A 23530-nucleotide genomic window follows, 5' to 3' on the forward strand; every position below is an offset into this window, starting at 1 on the left:
TATAATTATTTATTAGAATTGGTAAATTCTAAATATTCATCGAATGTCATAGTTCTATCAACTATAGAGCCATCATTTTTAATATCTATAATTCTATTTGCTATAGTTTGAACAAATTGATGGTCATGAGAAGCAAATAAAATGTTACTATTATAGTCATTTAATCCATTATTTACAGCTGTTATTGATTCAAGATCAAGATGATTAGTTGGTTGATCTAACATCAATACATTTGCATTAGAAAGCATCATCTTAGAAAGCATACATCTAACCTTCTCTCCTCCAGATAATACATTAGCTTCTTTTAAAGCTTCTTCTCCAGAGAATAACATTCTGCCTAGGAAACCTCTTATATAGCTTTCAGACTTTTCTTCTGAATATTGTCTAAGCCAATCTACTAAAGAAAGGTTACAATCTTCAAAATATTGTGTATTATCTGCTGGGAAGTAAGCTGTAGTTATAGTTATTCCCCACTTAAATTCACCACTGTCTGGTTCCATTTCTCCAGATAAGATTTTAAATAATGTAGTTACAGCTATTTCATTACCAATAAGAGCTATTTTATCTCCCTTGTTAACCATGAAGCTCACATTATCTAGAACCTTAACTCCGTCAACTGTTTTAGATAAGTCTGTAACCATTAATATATCATTACCAACTTCTCTTTCAGGTTTAAAACCTACGAAAGGATATTTTCTGCTAGATGGTTGAATGTCATCTAATGTTATTTTATCTAATAACTTCTTACGAGAGGTAGCTTGCTTTGATTTTGAAGCATTAGCACTAAATCTTGCGATGAAGTCTTGTAATTCTTTAATTTTTTCTTCTTTCTTTTTGTTTTGATCTTTTGACATTTGAAGAGCTAATTGACTTGATTCATACCAGAAGTCATAGTTACCAACATAAAGTTTAATCTTTCCAAAGTCAACATCAGCCATTTGCGTACAAACTGCATTTAAGAAATGTCTATCATGGGATACGACTATAACAGTTCCATCAAAGTTACCTAAAAAGTCTTCTAACCAGTTAACAGCCTTTAAGTCAAGACCGTTAGTAGGTTCGTCTAGAATCAATATCCCTGGATTACCAAAAAGTGCTTGAGCTAAAAGAACTTTAATTTTTTCTCCACCAGTTAATTCTGATACATTTTTAAAATGAAGTTCAGTTCCTATTCCAAGTCCTTGCAAAACAGAAGAAGCTTCGGATTCTGCCTCCCAACCATTAAGTTCAGCAAATTCACCTTCTAATTCAGAAGCTCGAATTCCATCTTCATCAGAGAAATCTGGTTTTGCATATATTTCATCTTTTTCCTTCATTATTTGGTAAAGTCTTTCATTACCCATAATTACAGTTTCTAAAACTTGAAAATTATCGTATTTATAATGATCCTGTTTTAAAACTGACATTCTTGTATTAGGAGGAATTATAACCTCCCCAGTATTAGGTTCAACCTCGCCTGATAATATTTTTAGGAAAGTACTTTTTCCAGCTCCATTAGCACCAATAACTCCATAGCAATTACCAGGAGTAAATTTAAGGTTGACATCTTCAAAAAGTTTACGTCCGCCAAATCTCAGACTAACATTTGATACAGTTATCAATCTATTTCTACCTCATTTCTTCTTATATTATTGTAATAATTTTTTATTGCATAAATAGTTTCGTCTCATGTTGCTTATTATAACATATAATTAATATATTTTGCATTATTACAAAGTTATATTAAGATTAATTATTTAGAATTATCGTGATCGCCAAAAAAATCATCGATTATTTTTTCACTCATGCGTCGATAAAGATTGCTCATAGAGACATAAGCACAAATTAATAAAAATTTTTCTTCAAAATCACCAAGATCAAGGTTCTTTGAATCTACCAATTTTTCTATATTTTCATAAATTTTATTTGATGATACATTAAGTTCATCCAAATTGAAATCATATATATCAAGGAAAGACTGATATATATCGTATAACGGATAATCATTTTCTTTATCAAAAGAATTGATTATAGGTGTTAATATTGTTTTAATATCTGTTAATGATAAAGAACCTTTTAAGTTGTAAATTAAGCCCATTAATATAAGATGGTTTTTAGTATATTTTTTATTTTTAATTTTCATTAATAACTTACCTTTTGCATAATTATTAATCATGGTCTTTGTTAAAACCTTATCGTCTTTATATCGCTTGGTATAACTCAATTTGTTCTCAAATAATTGCATTACTTGATCCATATACAAATCAATTTCAGGAAAATCATCTAGATTAATATTATTTGATGATTTTTGGGAGTTGATATAGTTATCAATACTAAAATCGCTCATAAAATTTCACCTTTCACATAGTAATCAAAACTATGTATATATTATATTTTCAATATTAATTGAATAAAGTATATAATTCAAGTATTTATGGGTAAAATAATAATTAACAATAATAATTTTTAAATATTGATAGATATATGAAATATTTTCTAGTATAATAAGAAGTAGTTATAAAAACTATGTGACAATTAGTGGGAGGGATATACATGGAAAAATATTTAAGAGAACCTATTAATGGATTAACTCATTTTGTTGGTGCAGTATTATCACTATTTGCTTTAATAGCTATGTTAGTGAAAGCTTATATTTCAGGAAGTTCGGCGATAACTTTAGGATCAGTAATCTTTTTTGGCATAAGTATGATTTTATTATATAGTGCTTCAGCAACATATCACTCTGTTATAGCTAATGATAAAGTAATAAAAATGCTTAAGAGAATAGATCATTCAATGATATTTATATTAATTACTGGATCTTATGCTCCATTTTGTTTAGTTGCATTGAGTGGTAAGATGGGCTTCAATTTATTTATGGCAGTAACAACGTGTGCTGTTGTAGGAATAATATTTAAGTTATGCTGGGTTACTTGCCCAAGATGGCTTAGTAGCACTATGTATATAGGCATTGGTTGGTTTGCAATTGTTGTTATATATCCAATGGCTCAAGTATTACCTACATTTGGACTAATGTGGTTAATAGTAGGAGGTTTAATGTACACCATAGGTGGAGTAATTTATGCATTAAAATCTGAAAAAATAAGAATATGGTTATTTGGAAGACATGAGATTTTTCATGTGTTCATTATGTTTGGAACACTTTGCCACTTTATTTGTGTATTTTCATACATAATATAAATAATTTTGGTATTAATACATTAATATAGAAGGACTAAGGATATAAAAATAATATCCTTAGTTCTTTTTATATATTATTTTCTAACTTGATAAGATATATTAGGTATAGTAAGATAAAACTTAAGAAATAAATAAGACTTTAAGGAGATGTAAAAATGGGCTTTCGTCAGAAATTAAAGGATGCAAATAGAATAGTTGTAAAAGTAGGAACATCAACTTTAACCTATGATAATGGAAATATTAATTTATGTAGAATTGAAAAATTAACTAGGATTTTATCTGACATAGTTAATTCAGGTAAACAAGTTACACTTGTAACATCAGGTGCAATTGGAGTTGGTGTAAATAAGTTGAAATTGAAAGAAAAGCCCGAAAGCATAAGAGAAAAGCAAGCTGTAGCTGCGGTTGGACAATGTGAGTTAATGCATATATATAGTAAGTTTTTTGGAGAATATAGCCATATAGTAGGCCAAGTTTTACTTACAAGAGATGTGGTTGAAGATGATCATGTTAGAGAGAATGTATGTAATACATTTGAAACACTATTAGAGAAGAAGATAATTCCAATAGTAAATGAAAATGATACGGTTTCTATAGATGAAATTGAAAACATAGTTAGATTTGGAGATAATGATAATTTATCTGCCATAGTTGCTTGTTTAGTTAATGCAGATTTATTAATAATATTATCTGATATTGATGGATTTTATGATTCAGATCCAAGAAATAATGATGATGCAAAACTATTAAGTGAGATAACTGAAATTACTCCAGAGTTAGAAGAATGTGCTGGAGGAGCTGGTTCTAATTTAGGAACTGGCGGAATGATTACAAAGTTGACAGCAGCTAAAACAGCAACTGGAGCAGGAGTAGATATGGTTTTAGCAAATGGAAGTGAACCAAATATACTATTAGAGATTTTAGATGGTAAGGAAATAGGAACTTTATTTATATCATCAGTAAAGAAATAGAAATGGGGGCTAAGAAATGAGTAAATTAGTAAGCATGGGGCAAAATGCAAAAGAGGCATCATATGAATTAGGTATTTCATCAACAAAAGAAAAAGATACTGCATTAATCTTTATGGCTGAGGAATTAATTAAGGCTAAGGAAGATATAGTAAAAGCCAATGAAATTGATCTAGAAGCTGCACGAATAAAAGGTACATCAGAAGCAATGTTGGATAGATTAGCATTAAATTATGAAAGAATTGAAAGTATGGCAGATGGATTAAAGGATGTAGTAAAGCTGCAAGATCCAATAGGAGAAGTAATTTCAATGTGGCAAAGGCCTAATGGTTTGCAAATAGGGCAAAAGAGAGTTCCACTAGGCGTTATAGGGATAATTTATGAAGCTAGACCTAATGTGACTTGTGATGCAGCTGGACTTTGTTTAAAGACTGGAAATGCAGTTATATTAAGAGGAGGTAGTGAAGCTATTAATTCTAATAAAGCTGTAGTTAATGCTTTAGTTAAAGGAATTGAGAGAGCCGGATTGCCAAAAGGATGTGTTCAACTTGTTGAAGACACAACTAGAGAAGTTGCTACTGAAATGATGAAATTAAATGAATTCATAGATGTTCTTATTCCAAGAGGAGGAGCGGGATTAATACAATCAGTTCTTAAAAATGCTACAGTTCCAGTAATAGAAACAGGAACCGGAAATTGTCATATATATGTAGATGAAGACTGTGATTTTGAAATGGCAAAAAATATTGCAGTTAATGCAAAAGCATCAAGGCCTTCAGTTTGTAATGCAGCAGAAAAGTTGCTCGTAAATGAAAAAATAGCTAATATTTTTTTACCAATTGTTGTTAAGGAGCTTAGAGAAAATGGCGTTGCTGTTAGAGGTGATGAAGCCGCACAAGCTATAATTGATGACCTTGAAAAAACTAATGAAGAGGATTGGGGAAAAGAATATTTAGATTATATAATGGCAGTAAAAATAGTAAAAGATGTAGATGAAGCAATTAACCATATCAATAAATATGGAACAGGACATTCAGAAGCAATTATCACTGAAAGTTATAAGAATTCTCAAAAATTCTTACAGAAGGTAGATGCAGCAGCTGTATACGTAAATGCATCAACAAGATTTACAGATGGCTCTGAATTTGGTTTTGGAGCTGAAATAGGTATAAGTACTCAAAAGTTACATGCGAGAGGTCCAATGGGTCTTAAAGAATTAACAACAATAAAATATATTATCTATGGAAATGGACAAATAAGATAACAAATAAATAATATGGGAGATATTTCTATATCTCTTATATTATTATATTTAAACTTCATAGAATCATTTTTAGTAATATATTTTTAGCTTTAAAAATAAACTAGAGGCTGTATATATAAATGAACTGTAATATTAATAAATTTAATGAGCTATGATTAAATAAATATAGCAATTTTGAGTATTTCCTCGGAAATACTCAAAATTGCTATAGATATATTAAGGAAAACTATAAAGATAAGGAAATTTCCTTATCTTCTATTTATATGTAAATTTGATTTATTCAATGTTCCGAAATTTATGAAGAAGCTGTAATTCGGAACATAAAATTGAGTGAGATTTTGAAATAAAGTGCAATAAGCTTTTTTATTGCAGAAATTTATAGTATAATTTTTTTATGAAAACGTATTTGAAACACTAAAAGGAGTTGTAATTATGAAAATTGCTTTAATAGCTCATGACAAAAAGAAAGAGGATATAATTGAATTTGCAAAAAAATATAAAGATACACTAGCTAAGTATGACTTGGTTGCAACTGGAACAACAGGAAAAAAGATATCAGAAGCAACTGGATTAGAAGTTAAAAGATACTTATCTGGACCATATGGAGGAGATCAACAGTTGGGGGGACGTATTGCAGAAGGGAAAATAGATTTAGTAATATTTTTTACAGATCCTTTAACTGCACAACCACATGAACCAGATGTAAATGCATTGCTTAGAGTGTGTAATGTACATAATGTTGCAGTTGTTACTAATGTAAAAACTGCTGAATTAGTGATCAAAGAATTTTAAAAAATGGACAATCTTATTGAAAAAGTTAAAATAATAGTGAAATAAATCTTATAAAAAATGCACTTATCAATACATATGATAAGTGCATTTTTTTAAAGTAAACTTATTAATATTCAGGAAAAGTCAGTTCATTATAACTGTAACTGCTTGAATTTTCTGAATATTTTCTTATTTATATAATACTACAAATTTAAACAAATTACAATGGATGCAATGTTAAATGTTTGTATATTTATAATTATAACGATTGACTTAGAATAAATAATAATATAAATATATTTAAGTTATGGAGTTATACTATATTTATATCTAAATAACAGTATTTTATAAATATAATACTATATATGCGAATGTTAAGAAAATATGATTTTAGTATATTTAGTAATATAATATATGAATAAAAATTCAATATAAATGAATTTTTATGCTTTATATATTTGTGGTTTTTGTGATAAGATTAGTATCAGAAAAAATATTTTATTAGTATTGAAAAGTAAAATAATTATAAATAAAAACTATCCTTAAATTATCTTGACATAGTATAAGCTATAAACTAGAATAGATAAAAAGAGAAAATTTAAAAGTTAAGATGCACTTTAACTTGGTCCTGTGAGGCCAAAAAGGGAACATGACTATGATATTTGAAAGCATGTAAAATTCATAGCTTATTTTTTGAATTCAAATATTTGTAAGGTATATCACAGGATAGTGAAGAGGCAGTTTTACTGTATGCTCTTTATTATCCTTTTGTTTTTATGTAAACAAAATTTATAAGGTGTAGTTTTAGCAAAAATATATTTGTAGGAGGCTTGAGCATGAAGGCAAAGCTTATATTAGAAAATGGTATGGTTTTTGAAGGTAAAGCTTTTGGATATCTAAAAGAAAGCGTTGGAGAAGTAGTATTTACAACGGGTATGACAGGTTATCAAGAAGTACTTACAGATCCATCTTATTACGGACAAATAGTAACTATGACTTACCCTTTAATAGGTAACTACGGAATTAACCTTGAAGATATGGAATCAGATTCAGTTAAGGTTAGAGGGTTTATTGTAAGAGAAAAATGTAGTATGCCAAGTAATTTTAGATGTGAATTAGAACTTGATGACTTTTTAAAACAAGGGAAAGTTATTGGACTCGAAGGAATAGACACAAGAGCACTTACTAAGGTTTTAAGAAATAGTGGAACGATGAGAGGCATTATTGCTCTTGAAGATTTAGAAGATGAATATATAAAAGAAAAAATTGTAGGTTTTTCTACAAAGGAAGCTGTGAAGACTGTTACAACAAGCAAATCCTATACAGTTGATGGAAATGGAAAACATGTTGCAATTATGGATTTTGGAATAAAAACAAATATAATAAGAAACTTTAAAAAAAGAGGCTGTAAATTAACGGTATTTCCAGCAACGGCTACAGCTGAAGAAGTATTAAATGTTAATCCTGATTTAGTATTTTTATCTAATGGACCTGGAGATCCAGAAGATTTAGATTTTGCTATTGAAAATATAAAGAAATTAGTTGGAAAGAAGCCAATTACAGGTATTTGCTTAGGACATCAATTATTAGGATTAGCGTTAGGTGGTAAAACTGCTAAGTTAAAGTTCGGACACAGAGGATGCAATCATCCAGTTAAAGATTTAGAAGCTAATCTTGTGCATATAACTTCTCAAAATCACGGTTATGTAGTAGAAAAATTGCCAGATGATATGGAAATTACTCATGTAAATATTAATGATGGAACAGTAGAAGGTATGAAGCATAAGACTTTACCAATATATTCAGTTCAATTTCACCCAGAAGCGTCAGCAGGGCCAAAAGACAGTGAATATATATTTGATAGATTCTTAGAATATGCACTTTAGGAGGTTAAGAGAATGCCATTAAATAAAGATATAAAAAAAGTTTTAGTTATAGGATCAGGTCCTATAGTCATAGGTCAAGCGGCTGAGTTTGATTACTCAGGAACTCAAGCTTGTGAAGCATTAAAATCAGAAGGTATAGAAGTTGTACTTGTGAATTCAAATCCAGCTACAATCATGACAGATAAAGAAGTTGCAGATAAGGTTTATTTAGAACCATTAACATTAGAATTTGTTGAAAAAGTTATAGCTAAGGAAAGACCAGATAGCTTACTTGCAGGAATGGGTGGTCAAACAGGACTTAACCTTGCTGTGGAATTGCATGATTCTGGTATATTAGATAAATACAATGTGAAAGTAATAGGAACATCTATTGCATCTATAAAAGAGGGTGAAGATAGAGAACTATTCAGAGATATGATGAATAGAATTGGAGAGCCTGTTATAAAGAGTGAAATTGTAACTGATTTAAAATCTGGATTAGATTTTGCTAGCAAAATTGGATATCCAGTTATAGTAAGACCGGCTTATACATTAGGAGGATCAGGTGGGGGTATCGCTAATGATGAAGAACAACTTGAAACCATATTAAGATTAGGTCTTCAATTAAGTACAATAGGTCAAGTTTTACTTGAAAAGAGTGTTAAGGGTTGGAAAGAAGTAGAGTACGAAGTAATGAGGGACTCTTATGGAAATTGTATTACCGTATGTAATATGGAAAATATAGATCCAGTTGGAATACATACTGGAGACAGTATAGTTGTTGCTCCTTCACAAACTCTTTCAGATAAAGAATATCAAATGCTTAGAACAGCATCAATAAATATAATAAATGCAGTTGGAATCGAAGGTGGATGTAATGTACAGTTTTCATTAAATCCAAATAGTTTTGAATATGCAGTTATAGAAATAAACCCTAGAGTTTCTAGAAGTTCAGCTTTAGCATCAAAAGCAACAGGATATCCAATTGCAAAACTTGCTGCTAAAATAGCTCTTGGATATGGATTAGATGAAATAAAAAATGCTGTTACGCAAAAGACATATGCATGTTTTGAACCAACACTTGATTATGTTGTAGTAAAAATACCAAAATGGCCTTTCGATAAATTCTTTGGTGCTGATAGAGAACTTGGAACAAAGATGATGGCAACTGGTGAGATAATGGCAATCGGTGCTAATTTTGAGCAAGCGTTCTTAAAGGGAATAAGAAGTTTAGAAATAGGGAAATTCTCTTTAGATCATAAGAAGTTCAAAGAATTAAGCATGTCTGAGCTTAAAGAAAGAGTAATGGCTCCAGATGATGAAAGAATTTTTGCATTAGCAGAGATGTTAAGAAGAGACTATAGAATAGAAAAAATAAATAAAATCACTGGAATTGATATGTTCTTCTTAGAAAAAATTAAATGGATTGTTGAAGAAGAGCAAAGGTTGAAATTGAGTAAAATAGAAGATTTAGATAAAGAATGGTTATACCACTTAAAGAAGAAAGGCTTTTCAGACAAGGCTATAGCTGATATGTTAAAAGTTAGTCCTGATGATGTATATAGACTTAGAGATATATGGAATATAAAACCTTCATACAAAATGGTTGATACTTGTGGTGGTGAATTTGAAGCATTATCACCATATTACTACTCAACTTATGAACAATATGATGAAGTAGAAGTATCAAATAATAAGAAGGTAATAGTTATAGGGTCAGGTCCAATAAGAATAGGGCAAGGTATAGAATTTGACTATGCTTCAGTACATTGTGTAAAAGCGTTAAAGAAGCTTGGAGTTGAAACTATAATAGTAAATAATAATCCAGAAACAGTAAGTACTGACTTTGATGTATCAGATAAGTTATACTTTGAACCATTAACTGAAGAAGATGTTTTAAATATAATAGAAAAAGAAAAGCCAGATGGAGTAATACTTCAATTTGGTGGTCAAACAGCTATAAAGCTTGCTAATTTCTTAAAAGAACAAAACATTGTTACTCTAGGAACTACTGCAGATCAAATAGATATGGCTGAGGATAGAGAAAAGTTTGATGAATTACTAGAAAAACTAGGAATAGCAAGACCAAAAGGTAAAGGTATATGGTCACTAGAAGAAGGTTTAGAAGAAGCAGGCAGATTGGGATTCCCAGTACTTGTTAGACCTTCATATGTAATTGGTGGTCAAGGAATGGAAATAACTCATGATGAAGAAGAATTAACATACTATTTAGAAAATGCATTTGCAAAAGATAAGAAAAACCCAATTCTTATAGATAAATACTTAATGGGAAGAGAAATTGAAGTTGATGCGATTTCAGATGGAGAAAATATATTAATACCAGGTATCATGGAACATTTAGAGAGAGCAGGAGTTCACTCTGGAGACAGTGTTACTATGTATCCAAGTCAAAATATATCTGACAAGATAAAAGCTGATGTATTAGAGTATACTAAAAAATTAGCGTTAGGAATTGGCATAAAAGGCATGATAAACATTCAATTCATAGAATTTGAAGGGAAATTATATGTAATTGAAGTTAATCCAAGAGCCTCAAGAACGGTTCCTTATATAAGTAAGGTAAGTGGAGTTCCAATTGTAGATTTAGCTACCCAAGTAATGCTTGGCGCTAAATTAAAAGATTTAGGTTATGGAATAGACGTATATAAAGAACCAAAATTGGTTTCAGTTAAAGTTCCAGTATTCTCAACTCAAAAATTACCTAATGTTGAAGTAAGCTTAGGACCTGAAATGAGATCTACAGGAGAGGTTTTAGGCGTAGGTAGAAATATAAAAGAAGCTTTATACAAGGGATTTGTTGGAGCATATATGTATCCATCAAAGGAAAAGGGAAAAATACTGGCAACAATAAACAAACATGATAAACCAGAATTCTTACCTATAGCAAAAGATCTTGCAGCTGTTGGATATAAATTTGTAGCAACTACAGGTACTTGTGCATTATTGAGAGAAGCAGGCATAGAGGTAGAAGAAATTAGAAAGATTAATGAAGAAGAACCAAATATCTTGGATGTAGTTAAGAATAGAGAAGTTGATCTAGTTGTAAATACACCAACCAAAGGAAATGACTCAAATAGAGATGGGTTCTTAATAAGAAGAGCAGCTGTTGAAAGAAACTTAGGTGTAATTACTGCCTTAGATACATTAAGAGCAATTGCTGATGTAGAACTTGAAAAATTTGATGAAAAAAATGATTTGGAAGTATTTAATATAGCTGAATAGAAAAATTATTTTATAAGGTTGCTGAGAAATAGTTAAGTTTTCAGTGGCCTTATAATCTTTCTTTGATTAACAATCAACTAGTTTTTAAACTAAATTCTAGAGTTATGTAGGATTAAATTAAACTTATATCAATAAAATGGTACTTGGGTTTTCATTTAAGGCTAGTTTTTATAATAAATACATGCAGAACTGAACTCTATTTACAAGAATTAACTATTAAATGTTGAATTTAACTTTTCATTTTAGCCATTTTACAAAATTATAATAGATTATATTGACAAGCAAACATCTGTTCCGTATAATGTAATTAATGAACATACGTTTGCTAAGGAGATGTATATTATGAAGGATACAGGAAGTTTTTTTGTTAAATTAAATTGTAAAAATATTGACAGTATTAAAAGCTTGATAATAGATAGACAGGGACATTATGTTAATGAAGAAAAAAAATATATAATGTGTGCAGGAAAATATGATAAAAATGGATGGACATTAGTATTTAGAGCTAGAAGTTTTGAAGAAGCTGAAGAACTAGCAAATTTAAATCCATTTTTATATAAGAAAGATAAGGATAAGTTAAAGCTAGTACAATAAATTGTAAAATCCCAAATACATATTTATTGATAGCCTAATATTTGAAGGTTAATCAAAGAAAAAATATATTACATATATAATATAAAAAAAGCTGATAAATATATTTTATCAACTTTTTTTATATTTCGTATTTTACATTTGATATAACTACTGAAAGAGTATCTATTAAATTAAGCTTTGAACCAACTTTGTTTGGTGTCTCACTTTGTAATATCTTTACTATTGGCCTTAATGGGAAATTGGGTATTGTTTCCTCAACTACTCCTATATCGCCATTACTAAGGCTTACTATTGTTCCTTGAGGAAAAGGAATAATGATCTTACAAAATACATCAAGTATATTAGGATCAAATAATGTACCAGAATTAGACATTAAATATTCTAATGAATCATTTGGACACATAGCTCTTTTATAAGGTCGATCAGAAGTTAGTGCATCATAAATATCAGAAATACTAACAATTCTAGCTAGATAACTAATACTTTCATTAGAAAGGTTTGATGGATAGCCCAATCCATCAAACCTCTCATGATGTTGTAAAACTATCAATTTAATATGTGAACTTAAACTATAAATTTTATTTAAAAAGTTATAACCATTTCGTGGATGCTTTTTTATTAGCTCAAATTCTTCTAGAGTTAATTTATCTGGTTTTTGAAGAACTTCACTTGGAATAAAAGATTTCCCTATATCATGAAGTAATGCTCCAATACAAAGGTAATTTAAATTTTGTCTAGATAAATTTAAACTAATACCAAGTATAACTGATATTACAGCAACATTAACAGAATGAGCATAAGTGTAATCATCCATATTTTTAATATCAACTAAAGATAATAACACATTCTTGTTTGATAATATATTTTCTACTAATTCTTCAGCAATTTTATTGATAGATTTAAAATATTTTTTTTCTTGTTTAGAATATTGATTAATATTTCTTTTTTTGAAGTCATGGGATGAGGAAATTCTTTCTATATGAGAAAAAGTTTCTTTAATTATGGAAATTGATTTATTTCTTAGCTCTGGCTTTATAATATCTTCAATAACAGCAGTGCTATAATCATCAATTATATAGAGAGAAAATATTTTATGTTCCTTAATTTTTTTTAATGTATCAATAGTTAATGGCAGTCCAGATTTTAGTAGACATCTACCATTAGATGTATAAATACTTTTACCTAAAATTGAATTCTCCTTGATACACTCTATAGGAACTAACCTCATAATTTCACGAACCTCCATTATAGAATAATAATTATTATATCACAAATTTTATGTAAGATTATACTACTCATATGAAAATAATGCTAAAATTATAATCTTTTATAACATAAAAATAAACAATAATACAAAAAACACATATTTTTATTGTATTATATAAATTGCTTTTGTAATTTAAACAGCATTCAAATATTAATGCTGATGAAGAAATTTTTATATAACTTGTTATAATTCATCATTATTTGAATTGGTAGACAGCAGATAAATAAAGTAATAAAATATTTACTAGATAAATAATGTTATATTAATTTATTTAGTAAATTTGAAAAATGGAGTGAGGATAGTTTTGGATAATAAAGATAAACCTATTGGATTTTTTGATTCAGGGGTGGGTGGTTTGAGTGTAATGAAGGAAGCAATTTCTATAATGCCAAACGAAAATTTTGTATATTTTGGAGATTCAAAAAATGCTCCATATGGAACTAAAGAATTGGAAGAAGTTAAAAAACTTACTTTAAATGCAGTAGATTTTTTATTAGATAAAAATGTTAAGGCAATTGTAATAGCGTGTAATACAGCAACTAGTGCTGCAATTGAGGATATTAGAGATAAATATAGTAGCATTATTCCGATAATAGGAATAGAACCAGCTTTAAAACCGGCCGTAAAGCTAAATAGAAAAGGAAATGTTATAATAATGGCAACTCCTATGACGTTAAAAGAAAAAAAGTTTAAAGCCTTAATGGAAAAATATAGGAATGAGGCCGATATAATATCATTACCTTGCGCTGGATTAGTAGAATTCATTGAACAAGGGGTATTAGAAGGTGAAGAATTAGAAACTTACTTAAAACAAAAATTTAAGGAATATTTAGCAAATGATATAAATTCAGTTGTTTTAGGATGTACACATTATCCATTTGTAAAGAATGCATTATCTAATGTTGTTGGAAGTGATATACCACTTATTGATGGTGGTGAAGGGACAGCAAAAGAACTAAAACGAAAGTTAAAGGAGAAGGATTTAGTTAACGATTCAAAGGAAAAAGGAAAAATAGTAATTTATAATTCTTTAAATGATAATAAAATTATAGATTTCTGTTATAATCTAATTAATTTATAAATATAAATTTATTCATATGTAATACATAAAGTGTGCATGAATTTAAATTTATATTTTAGATAATAATATTTATTAACATGTATATTGAGAGGAGAAATTAAAAGAATGAAAAATCCAATTATTACAATGACTATGGAAAATGGTGGAGTAATTAAAGCAGAATTATACCCTGAAATAGCTCCAAATACAGTGAGAAATTTTGTAGATTTAATTAATAGAGGTTTTTATGATGGATTAATATTCCACAGAGTAATTCCAGGTTTTATGATTCAAGGTGGATGTCCAGAAGGCAGTGGAGTGGGAGGTCCAGGATATTCTATAAAAGGAGAATTTACATCTAATGGATTTAAAAATACTCTAAAGCATTCAAAAGGAGTATTATCAATGGCTAGAGCTATGCATCCAGATTCAGCAGGAAGTCAATTCTTTATAATGGTAGCAGATGCACCACACTTAGATGGACAATATGCATCATTTGGTAAGGTTATTGAAGGAATGGAAGTTGCTGATAAGATTGTGGCTCAAAAGACAGATATGTCAGATAGACCTTATGAAGATCAAGTTATAAAGAGTATTACAGTAGATATGCAAGGTGAGAATTTAGAAGAGCCAGAAATAATTGAAGAATAAAAAATATATTATTAATCATTGAGCTTTTGGATAAGTTAAAGAAATGGGGTGCTTGAAATGGCTAAAAGTAAGAAATGTGTGTTAGCGTATGGATTAAGTGAAGAAGAAATTAGTAAGATCGAAAGCCAAAATATAAAGGTAATAGAAATAAAAAATAATATGACTTCAATGACCTTAGAAAGTATTGTTAATGAAAAGTTAGATGAAAATTCTTATGATGAATTGCCATTAAGTGAAAAGGCACTAATTTTCAATGGATTTAAAGATGAACAATTGAAATATACCATTAGATATATTAGAGGATTTTTACAAGGTGGTGTATTAGCAGTATCTACACCTCAAAATAATAAATGGACATTTAAGTATTTACTCGAACATTTAATTGAGGAAAGAGAATGGTATCATACACAGCAAAAGGGGAGAAAGTAAAGTGAGTCGTGTAGGAGAAAATATTAAGCAAGCTAGAGAAAAAAGTGGTATGACAGTTAAAGCTTTAGCTAAGAAGCTAGGTGTAGCAGAAAAATTTTTGAATGAAGTTGAAATTGGAAGAAAAGTTGCTTCAGAGGGATTAATAGATAAAGCTGCAAAAGTCTTAAAGGCTGATTTGAATGATATAAGTATGGTTGTAACAGATGAAATTCTTATGGAGGAAAAGAAAACTTTTAAAGAAATTCCAAAGAAAAATGAAAACTCAGAACTTTGGACTGATGCATTTTCATCTGTACTTAGAAGTGTACCGATATATAACTATTCTTTATCAAATAAAAAAGGGACTAAAGAAATGCCAGTTCATTCTAATAAAATTGATGGCTATCCACAAGATAAAGTATTTTATCTTGAAATAGAAGATGATGAAATGAATGGATTTAGAATGTTAAAGGGAGATATTGCTTTTGCTCATAGCATAAAAGAAGTAAGCAATAATGGATTCTTTTTAATTGACTATAAAGGACAAAGAAAAATAAGACAAGTAAAAGTTTTAGGAAATTCAAAAGTACTTTTGGTAAGTAATGCAGGAAATTTACTTACTGAAACTATGGAATTAAAAGAAATAGAGGTAATTGCTAAACTTGAAAAAGTTGAAATTACGCTATAACGTCAAAATAATTAAATAGCAAATTATAAATAGAGAATAGCTCATATTTGAATTATTCTCTATTTTTTATTGCATAAATATTTCATTTGTATAGTATGCTTAAATATATATTTATACAGGATGTGATTATTATGCCTGAAATAGGTAGTGATATATCTTCTAAAACTGATGCATCGATAGGATTATTAACTAATGTACCAAAAGCAATATTAGATCAAATAGGTTATAAATATAGCATGCAGGAAAATCAGAATAATATGTTGGAACTTATTATTTTATATAGGGATACGCCAGAACAGACACGAGCTTTTATTGAAAGTCTAGGTGGAAAGTTTCAGGATTTGGGTTATAGTTTCGCAGTGATTAATATACCTAGGGATAGGTTAGAGCAATTAGCCTTAAGTAATACGATTCAGTATATTGAATTACCAAAAAATTTATATGAACAAGATGAGGCAAGTAATAGAGTATCTTGTATTCTTCAAGTTAACTCTGATTATAGTGTTTTAGGAGACGGTGTATTAGTTGGATTTGTAGATTCAGGGATAGATTATACTCATCCAGCATTTATGAATATTGCTGGAACCACTAGAATAGAATACATTTATGATTTAAGCACAGGCGGAACTATTTATAATAAGGAAACTATAAATCAGGCAATAAAATCACCTAACCCATATTCAATAGTTCCATCTTTAGATAATACAGGTCATGGAACTCATGTAGCTGGCATAGCATGTGCTGGAGGTAATATCAATCAAATGTATAAAGGTGTGGCTCCGAATGCATCGATAGCAATGGTTAAGGCTGCTAGAGGTACTGCAATTTTAAGTTCACAAATAATGCAAGGGATTAGGTTTCTGCTTGATAAAAGCAAAGAATTAAATATGCCTTTAGTTATTAGTTTAAGTTTGAGCACAAATGATGGGGCACATGACGGAGGAAGCTTACTAGAACAATATATAAGAACTGTATCAAATTTAGAGAGAGTATCAATTGTTATTGCTGCAGGAAATGAGGGAGATGCAGGACATCATGTTGGTGGTGAGTTAATAAAAACTCAAAGGGAGACTTTTAATATAGGAAGTGATGAAAAAACAATAGTTATGAATTTCTATAAGCCAATCCTTCCTAATATATCAGTGAGTATAATAAATCCAACGGGACAAAATAGCGGGAATATTACTATACAGGAAGGATATATTCAAGGCACTATAGGGCGTGATAGATATGATATATATGTTGCAGGACCTAAACCATTTGAATTAACAAGTGAAATAAAAATTATTCTTTCAGCAAGAACAGGATATCTAGTTGAAGGAGTATGGACTTTAGAAATTAATGTTTTAAATGAATACTTAGGAGGGTATTCTATATGGCTTCCTGTTTTAGAGGGGCTTAATCCTAGTACAAAGTTTATGGAGCCAATTCAGTATAATACATTAGGAATACCAGCAACTGTTGATAATATAATTGCAGTAGGAAGTTATAATTATAGAACTGGTAACCTTTCTTCATTTAGCGGGAGAGGAGTTATAAATCAAGGGAACTTAACGAGGCCAGATTTAGTTGCACCAGGGGAAGATATTGTTGGGCCAGTACCAAATGGAGGATATGATAATAAAACAGGGACCTCAATGGCAGCACCTCAAGTAGCAGGAATATGTGCGCTAATGATGCAATGGGGAATACTCAAAGGAAATGATCCATATTTATTTGGTCAAAGGCTAAAATATTATTTAATAAAAGGAGCCAAAAGAAGGCGTACAGATGTAACATATCCTAATCCTTTATGGGGATATGGTGAAGTGTGTGCTTTTGATAGCATAAGTTTATTGGAGGCAGATTTAAATGCAATTTTATCAAGAGGAGATAAAGTTCATAAGGGTGCATCAGTAACAAATATAAAAGATAATAAATATAATATTTTGAGAAAAAATATAAAGAGGAAAGATATGGAGAGTACAAGTAATACAAATCCTATGAGTAATAAAGGAAGATTAAAAGTTCAGTGTTTTAGAGGGGATAACTATATTCCAATTGATGGAGCTAAGATAACTGTCCAAGGAACCCAAGGGACTGAAAACATCAAAAGCATTGAGTTAATTACAGATTCGGTAGGATTAACAACAGAAATAGAACTGGCTGCACCGCCACTAGAATTTTCATTAAATAAAAATAGTAATCAGATACCGTATAGTATGTATGATATAACTGTTGAAAGAAATGGGTTTAAGCCAATAGTAATAAGAGGTTGTCAAGTGTTTCCGACTCAAGTAGCATATCAAATATGTAATTTAGAAATTAGTTTAGGAAGAGGTGATATGCGACAAGAGATTATAAATGTACAGCCAAATACATTGAATGGTAATTATCCACCTAAGATACCAGAAGAGGTAGACAAACCATTACCACCACCAACATCAGGAGTTGTATTGCCTCAACCTATAGTGCCAGAATACATTATTGTTCATCAAGGAAGTCCAAATGATCCATCAGCTCCAAATTATAAAGTACCCTTTAAGGACTATATCAAAAATGTTGCTTCCTGTGAAATATACTCAACTTGGAATAATTCAGCATTGAGGGCTAATATTTTTTGTATAATATCTTTTACTTTAAATAGAATTTTCACGGAATGGTATAGAGGTAAAGGCAAGAATTTTGATATTACAAGCTCTACAGCTTATGATCATGCATTTAATTATGGCAGAAACATTTATGATAGTATAAGTCAAGTTGTAGATGAGATTTTTTCTACTTATGTAAGAAGAATTGGAAAGAAACAGCCACTTTTTACACAATACTGTGATGGAAAGAGTGTTACTTGTCCACAATGGTTAAGTCAATGGGGCAGCCAAGAATTAGCACAACAAGGTATGGTGCCATTTGATATATTAAAAAATTACTATGGAAATGATATTGAATTAGTTACTGCTGAAAAGGTAGTGGGAAGCCCTCAATCATACCCAGGAAATGCATTATCTATTGGATCATCTGGGCAAGATGTAAGAACAATACAAGGCCAATTAAATAGAATAGCAAGGAATTATCCATTGATTCCAAAACAAGCTGAAGATGGTCAGTATACTCAAAAAACTGCAGATGCAGTAAAAACATTTCAACAAATATTTACATTACCACAAACAGGTATAGTTGATTATGCAACCTGGTATAAGATATCAGATGTTTACGTTGGAGTAACGAAACTTGCAGAGCTTACAACTACTGAATCTAGTAGAGTGTTAGAAATTAATGAATTTATTCCGCCAATAATACCTGGGGTAGATAATAAAAGAGGAATACCAAAATTTTATTACTAATTTTTAAGTTGTTAATAATAAAGAGTTGACTAAGAAATTCATAGCCAACTCTTTTAATATTAAATTAATATTATTATAGAAATCTATTGTGATTTTAATATTCCATCTAAATTAAATGAAGGAATAAAATCTGTAGTATTAGAACCTTCATCTTGAATAAATCCATTTGTAACTCCAAGTTCTAAGGCATAATTTATTAAACTATCGTAATGTTTTGTATTTAGCCTCTTATTTATTTCAGGATAATTACAAGCATTAAACATAGGAACATATTGATTCATTAAACTAATATATATATTGCTGCCATATCTGCTATAAAGAAGATCAACTATTTTTTTTGAGTCAAAAAGAAGTCCAGGGAGCATCAAGTGTCGTACAATAACACCTTTAATTATTCTTCCTTCGGAATCAAATTTAGGAGTACCAACTTGATTTAACATTTCATCAACTACTTTTATGGTGTTAGAAGCATAGTTGCTTACCTTAGAATATTTTAATGCATATTTATCATTAAAGTACTTAAAATCTGGTAAGTAAACATCAATATATCCATTTAGTGCTTTGAGTGTTTCAATAGAATCATAACCATTTGTATTATAAAGTATAGGTATATTTAGATTATTTTTTTTTGCAATTTTTAATGCTTCAATAATTTGAGGAACATAGTGAGTTGGTGTGACTAAATTTATATTATTAGCTCCTTTTTCTTGGAGTTCCAAAAATATTTCGGAAAGTCTTTCAATAGATACATCTAGTCCTATAACTGAAGTTTTGCAGTTTGGATTTTGTATTTCGGTATTTCCTTGGCTTATATCATAGTTTTGACAAAACACACAATTAAAGTTACAGTGAGAAAAAAATACAGTTCCTGATCCTTTTCCTTGAGAAATAGGTGGCTCCTCCCAAAGATGCAAGAAGGCTTTGGCAAGTCTTACTTTATTTGAAGCTTTGCAGAATCCAGTTTCATCATTATTTCTATTAACCTTGCAGTTTCTATTGCAGAGTTTACATTCATTAAGCATATTTAAATTATTGTTGTCTATTGTATTAATTGAATTGGTCATATATACTAACTCCTTTATGCACCTTTAAAAAGAGCAGCTATGCACTGCTAGAAAGAGCAGCTATGCTGCAATACGGAACTATTTTGCAACATCGGAACTTATATTAGCAATTTTTAACCTGTTATTTATTCTCAGGTGCTGATATAATTTTATCTAAAACAAATTATAGCATAGTTATATATATTACAATTATCAAATTTTAGTTATCAATTAATTATGATATTCTTAAATTGAGATGTGTAATATTAATTGTAACTTATATATTTAACTATACTTTATTTATCACAATTGCAATTATGTTTAAAATAAAATAAAATACATTGAAATATAAATATTAAACTTAATACGCCAAACATAGGATATAACTTGTTAATTAAGTTTCCAAAACCAAATTGAGAAATTATAAGAGCAAAAGCTATAACTATAAATATGCCTTTTTTAAATTCAATATTAAAGGTATTAGTTAAAGTTTTGCTTATTGAATAGATATCTGAAACTTCAGTTGAAAACATCTCTAGCCAAATAATAACCAATAATAAAGCTTGAATTATATTACCAAATCTATTGGCCACAAAGAGTAATGGAATTTCATAGTTATATATATATGGTTGATTAACAGTTAATAACAGATTTATCATTAAGCAAAGTATGGTGAGACCAATTGCACCAATAATTACTCCAGTAATCATTATCTTAGTTTTTTTCATTTGATTACTTATTGGAACTAGAACTCCAGAAGCAGAAAGCGTATTATAGCCTGCATATAATATTGTAGACATAAGAATTCCAGATTTTTTAGGTGGAAAATTAGCTATATTTTTAAATGTAACTATATCTTTGCAGAAGGCAAAGTATAAGACTGTAATTAGGATAATAGTAACTATTAATGCTGGAACGATAAAGGAATTAACTTCTATTAAACCTTCTGTATCTCTTAATAAAAAAATCACAGCTATAAAAATCATAATTAATGAACCAATTATCTTTGGTAGATGGAAAAATTGATTAATTAAAGCTCCGCTTCCAGCTAGTATTATAGATGCGCTGGAAATAAGAAAAAATGTAGTTATAAGACCAGTTAATTTACCGAGTATATTTGGACTTACTATATTCATGACATCACTATATGAATTAAGATTATGATCAATGCTTATTTTAGAAATTATAGAACTTATTAGAATATAGAAAATTCCACAGGCTATAATACCTAAAAAACTTTCTATTCCATATTGAGTGAAAAATTCTGTAATTTCTCTTCCAGAAGCAAGGCCAGCACCAACAATTGTGCCGATAAATACTGTGGCAACCTGAAAGATTTTAGTTAATTCCTTTTTCAATGTTTATCCCCCTAAAGAATATTCCTTGTAATAATATATAAGGGTTACTTTTATTTTATTCTTTAAATGTTACAATATTAAAGAAATGTTTTTTATTTAGAAATAGTAATATTTTAAATTTACGGAGGATATATGAATAATTTTTGGAATGGTAAAAGATATCATAGTTTAAATTATTTTTTAAGAGATAAATTTGGTGAAAAGGTATTTAAAATATCTTTAGATGGAGGTTTTTCTTGTCCTAATAGAGATGGCAAGATAAGTAGTGGAGGCTGCCTTTTTTGCAGTGAAAGAGGCTCAGGAGATTTTGCAGGTAATAGGGAATTATCTATTACAAAACAGTTTAACAATATTAAAGATATGATGGCTAAGAAATGGAAGAATGGAAAGTATATTGCTTATTTTCAAGCTTACACAAATACATATGCACCAGTTGAGGAGCTTAGAAAAAAATATGAAGAGGCATTAAAGCAGGAAGATGTTGTAGCTATTGCAATAGCTACAAGACCAGATTGTCTAGATGATGATATTTTAGATTTATTAGAGGAAATAAATAATAGAGTTTATCTTTGGATAGAACTTGGACTTCAATCGTATAGTGATGAAACGGCAAAATTGATAAACAGAGGATATAAGCTTGAAGTTTTTGAAGAAGCAATGATCAAGTTAACGGAAAAAAATATTGATGTAGTAGTTCATGACATTTTAGGATTACCAGGTGAGACTAAGGCTGATATGTTAAAAACTATAAATTACATTGCTCATTCAGGTGCGAAGGGAATTAAACTTCATTTGTTACATCTAATGGAGAATACACCTATGGTTAAGTTGTATGAGCAAGGAAAGCTAGAATTTTTATCACAAGAAGATTATATTGAGTTAATAACCGAGGGAATAACTCTTTTGCCAAAAGATATGATAGTTCATAGACTAACAGGAGATGCACCAAGAAATCTTTTAATTGGACCAATGTGGAGTTTGAAAAAATGGGAAGTGCTTAACTCAATAGATAAGGTTATGGAAGAAAATGATTTATGGCAAGGAAAGAATTTTAAGGAGTAATTAAGTTTATTATATTTAGAAATGGGGTAACATGGTGAAAGTAGATATTATAATATCCGCTAATGATATAGTGGAAAGTAAAATTAAGGATAAAGTTGTTGTAGTAATTGATATGTTTAGGGCAACTTCAGTAATAGTTACAGCGTTAAGTAATGGATGTGAAGAAGTCATTCCATATTTAACAATAGAAGAAACATTGGAGGCTGCAGATAAAATTTGTAGAGATAATTACTTATTGGGAGGAGAACGTAATGCTGTCAAAATAGATGGTTTTGATTTATCTAATTCTCCATTAGAGTACACAGAGGATATTGTAAAAAACAAGAAAGTTTTATTTACAACAACAAATGGGACTAGGACGCTTGCTAGATCAAAGTATGCAGGAAGAATATTAATAGGTGCTATGATAAATGCAAAGGCAGTAGCTAAAAAATTAATTGAATTAAATCAAGATGCAGTTATTATAAATGCAGGAACCAATGGAAATTTTTCCATGGATGATTATATTTGCAGTGGGTATATAATTAATGAAATGTTAGTTTATGGTGAAAAGTTAGAACTTACGGATATAGCAAAGACAGCTAATATAATATATGAAGGAAATTTAGAGATAATGAGTTATGTAAAGCAAGCAACGCATTATTCAGTTATGAAAGCTCTAAATTTGGATAATGACATTAGTTATTGCACTAAAAAAAGTATTATAGATATAGTTCCAGAGTATAAAGATAATAAGATAACAATATTAATTTAAACAGAATTTATACTTCTAATTAATAAGAAAA

General features: G+C 29.4%; 19 protein-coding genes. 14 read left to right on the top strand and 5 right to left on the bottom strand.

The window, feature by feature from the left end; all coding sequences use genetic code 11:
* Positions 1-5 precede the first annotated feature (5 nt).
* Positions 6-1601 carry an ABC-F family ATP-binding cassette domain-containing protein gene (locus tag CSPA_RS00170; protein ID WP_015390206.1) on the bottom strand — a complete coding sequence of 532 codons (1596 nt, stop codon included), beginning with the start codon at positions 1599-1601 and terminating at the stop codon, positions 6-8.
* A 131-nt stretch (positions 1602-1732) separates the two neighbouring features.
* Entirely contained in the window at positions 1733-2326 is a 594-nt protein-coding gene (locus CSPA_RS00175) for a DUF1836 domain-containing protein (RefSeq protein ID WP_015390207.1), read from the bottom strand.
* Positions 2327-2532: 206 nt separating this feature from the next.
* On the opposite strand from CSPA_RS00175, the gene trhA reads away from it, so the two are divergent.
* From trhA to CSPA_RS00210, 7 genes are all read left to right on the top strand, one after another.
* Positions 2533-3180 (top strand): PAQR family membrane homeostasis protein TrhA, encoded by a 648-nt coding sequence (gene trhA, locus CSPA_RS00180; RefSeq protein WP_015390208.1) that lies wholly within the window; start codon positions 2533-2535, stop codon positions 3178-3180.
* A 155-nt stretch (positions 3181-3335) separates the two neighbouring features.
* Positions 3336-4151, top strand: a complete 816-nt coding sequence (proB, locus tag CSPA_RS00185) for a glutamate 5-kinase (protein ID WP_015390209.1) — start codon at positions 3336-3338, stop codon at positions 4149-4151.
* Positions 4152-4167: 16 nt separating this feature from the next.
* Positions 4168-5412: a glutamate-5-semialdehyde dehydrogenase gene (locus CSPA_RS00190; protein WP_015390210.1), complete on the top strand. Its 1245-nt coding sequence runs from the start codon at positions 4168-4170 to the stop codon at positions 5410-5412.
* 432 nt (positions 5413-5844) lie between these two features.
* The gene (gene mgsA / locus CSPA_RS00195; RefSeq protein ID WP_015390211.1) at positions 5845-6204 is read left to right on the top strand and encodes a methylglyoxal synthase; all 360 of its coding nucleotides are present in this window, start codon (positions 5845-5847) and stop codon (positions 6202-6204) included.
* Between the two features lie 815 nt (positions 6205-7019).
* Positions 7020-8069, top strand: coding sequence for a glutamine-hydrolyzing carbamoyl-phosphate synthase small subunit (carA, locus tag CSPA_RS00200; RefSeq protein WP_015390212.1), 1050 nt, complete (start codon positions 7020-7022; stop codon positions 8067-8069).
* A 12-nt stretch (positions 8070-8081) separates the two neighbouring features.
* Complete coding sequence (carB, locus tag CSPA_RS00205; RefSeq protein WP_015390213.1) at positions 8082-11291, top strand: carbamoyl-phosphate synthase large subunit; 3210 nt, start codon at positions 8082-8084, stop codon at positions 11289-11291.
* A gap of 342 nt (positions 11292-11633) precedes the next feature.
* Positions 11634-11885 carry a hypothetical protein gene (locus tag CSPA_RS00210; RefSeq protein ID WP_015390214.1) on the top strand — a complete coding sequence of 84 codons (252 nt, stop codon included), beginning with the start codon at positions 11634-11636 and terminating at the stop codon, positions 11883-11885.
* Between the two features lie 118 nt (positions 11886-12003).
* Here the strand turns inward: CSPA_RS00210 and CSPA_RS00215 are convergent, their stop codons facing one another.
* Positions 12004-13113 (bottom strand): HD-GYP domain-containing protein, encoded by a 1110-nt coding sequence (locus tag CSPA_RS00215; RefSeq protein ID WP_015390215.1) that lies wholly within the window; start codon positions 13111-13113, stop codon positions 12004-12006.
* Positions 13114-13456: 343 nt separating this feature from the next.
* Between CSPA_RS00215 and murI the strand changes: the two genes are divergently transcribed.
* The 5 genes from murI (at position 13457) to CSPA_RS00240 (ending at position 19282) form a co-directional block, all read left to right on the top strand.
* Entirely contained in the window at positions 13457-14233 is a 777-nt protein-coding gene (murI, locus tag CSPA_RS00220; RefSeq protein WP_015390216.1) for a glutamate racemase, read from the top strand.
* Positions 14234-14338: 105 nt separating this feature from the next.
* Complete coding sequence (locus CSPA_RS00225) at positions 14339-14863, top strand: peptidylprolyl isomerase (protein ID WP_015390217.1); 525 nt, start codon at positions 14339-14341, stop codon at positions 14861-14863.
* A 57-nt stretch (positions 14864-14920) separates the two neighbouring features.
* Positions 14921-15292, top strand: a complete 372-nt coding sequence (locus tag CSPA_RS00230; protein WP_015390218.1) for a DUF3783 domain-containing protein — start codon at positions 14921-14923, stop codon at positions 15290-15292.
* A 1-nt stretch (position 15293) separates the two neighbouring features.
* On the top strand, positions 15294-15959 hold the full coding sequence (locus CSPA_RS00235) for a helix-turn-helix domain-containing protein (protein ID WP_015390219.1): 666 nt from the start codon (positions 15294-15296) through the stop codon (positions 15957-15959).
* A gap of 131 nt (positions 15960-16090) precedes the next feature.
* A complete protein-coding gene (locus tag CSPA_RS00240) occupies positions 16091-19282 on the top strand; it encodes a S8 family serine peptidase (protein WP_015390220.1) in 3192 nt (1063 codons plus the stop codon).
* 83 nt (positions 19283-19365) lie between these two features.
* Here CSPA_RS00240 and CSPA_RS00245 read toward each other — a convergent pair whose 3' ends face one another.
* Together CSPA_RS00245 and CSPA_RS00250 are read right to left on the bottom strand one after the other, a co-directional pair.
* The gene (locus tag CSPA_RS00245; RefSeq protein WP_015390221.1) at positions 19366-20346 is read right to left on the bottom strand and encodes a radical SAM protein; all 981 of its coding nucleotides are present in this window, start codon (positions 20344-20346) and stop codon (positions 19366-19368) included.
* 275 nt (positions 20347-20621) lie between these two features.
* Positions 20622-21683: a YkvI family membrane protein gene (locus CSPA_RS00250; RefSeq protein WP_015390222.1), complete on the bottom strand. Its 1062-nt coding sequence runs from the start codon at positions 21681-21683 to the stop codon at positions 20622-20624.
* Positions 21684-21815: 132 nt separating this feature from the next.
* Between CSPA_RS00250 and mnmL the strand changes: the two genes are divergently transcribed.
* Together mnmL and CSPA_RS00260 are read left to right on the top strand one after the other, a co-directional pair.
* Positions 21816-22745: a tRNA modification radical SAM protein MnmL/YtqA gene (mnmL, locus tag CSPA_RS00255; protein ID WP_015390223.1), complete on the top strand. Its 930-nt coding sequence runs from the start codon at positions 21816-21818 to the stop codon at positions 22743-22745.
* Between the two features lie 34 nt (positions 22746-22779).
* The gene (locus CSPA_RS00260; RefSeq protein ID WP_017810881.1) at positions 22780-23499 is read left to right on the top strand and encodes a 2-phosphosulfolactate phosphatase family protein; all 720 of its coding nucleotides are present in this window, start codon (positions 22780-22782) and stop codon (positions 23497-23499) included.
* Positions 23500-23530: the final 31 nt, after the last annotated feature.

It is taken from the genome of Clostridium saccharoperbutylacetonicum N1-4(HMT), assembly GCF_000340885.1.
Lineage (GTDB): Bacteria > Bacillota > Clostridia > Clostridiales > Clostridiaceae > Clostridium > Clostridium saccharoperbutylacetonicum.

Excerpts from the sequence above, each read along its gene's own strand:
- CSPA_RS00175 (WP_015390207.1), bottom strand. The coding sequence starts at position 2,326 with ATGAGCGATTTTAGTATTGATAACTATATCAACTCCCAAAAATCATCA.
- trhA (WP_015390208.1), top strand. The coding sequence starts at position 2,533 with ATGGAAAAATATTTAAGAGAACCTATTAATGGATTAACTCATTTTGTT.
- proB (WP_015390209.1), top strand. The coding sequence starts at position 3,336 with ATGGGCTTTCGTCAGAAATTAAAGGATGCAAATAGAATAGTTGTAAAA.
- CSPA_RS00190 (WP_015390210.1), top strand. The coding sequence starts at position 4,168 with ATGAGTAAATTAGTAAGCATGGGGCAAAATGCAAAAGAGGCATCATAT.
- mgsA (WP_015390211.1), top strand. The coding sequence starts at position 5,845 with ATGAAAATTGCTTTAATAGCTCATGACAAAAAGAAAGAGGATATAATT.
- carA (WP_015390212.1), top strand. The coding sequence starts at position 7,020 with ATGAAGGCAAAGCTTATATTAGAAAATGGTATGGTTTTTGAAGGTAAA.
- carB (WP_015390213.1), top strand. The coding sequence starts at position 8,082 with ATGCCATTAAATAAAGATATAAAAAAAGTTTTAGTTATAGGATCAGGT.
- CSPA_RS00210 (WP_015390214.1), top strand. The coding sequence starts at position 11,634 with ATGAAGGATACAGGAAGTTTTTTTGTTAAATTAAATTGTAAAAATATT.
- CSPA_RS00215 (WP_015390215.1), bottom strand. The coding sequence starts at position 13,113 with ATGAGGTTAGTTCCTATAGAGTGTATCAAGGAGAATTCAATTTTAGGT.
- CSPA_RS00225 (WP_015390217.1), top strand. The coding sequence starts at position 14,339 with ATGAAAAATCCAATTATTACAATGACTATGGAAAATGGTGGAGTAATT.
- CSPA_RS00230 (WP_015390218.1), top strand. The coding sequence starts at position 14,921 with ATGGCTAAAAGTAAGAAATGTGTGTTAGCGTATGGATTAAGTGAAGAA.
- CSPA_RS00240 (WP_015390220.1), top strand. The coding sequence starts at position 16,091 with ATGCCTGAAATAGGTAGTGATATATCTTCTAAAACTGATGCATCGATA.
- CSPA_RS00245 (WP_015390221.1), bottom strand. The coding sequence starts at position 20,346 with ATGACCAATTCAATTAATACAATAGACAACAATAATTTAAATATGCTT.
- mnmL (WP_015390223.1), top strand. The coding sequence starts at position 21,816 with ATGAATAATTTTTGGAATGGTAAAAGATATCATAGTTTAAATTATTTT.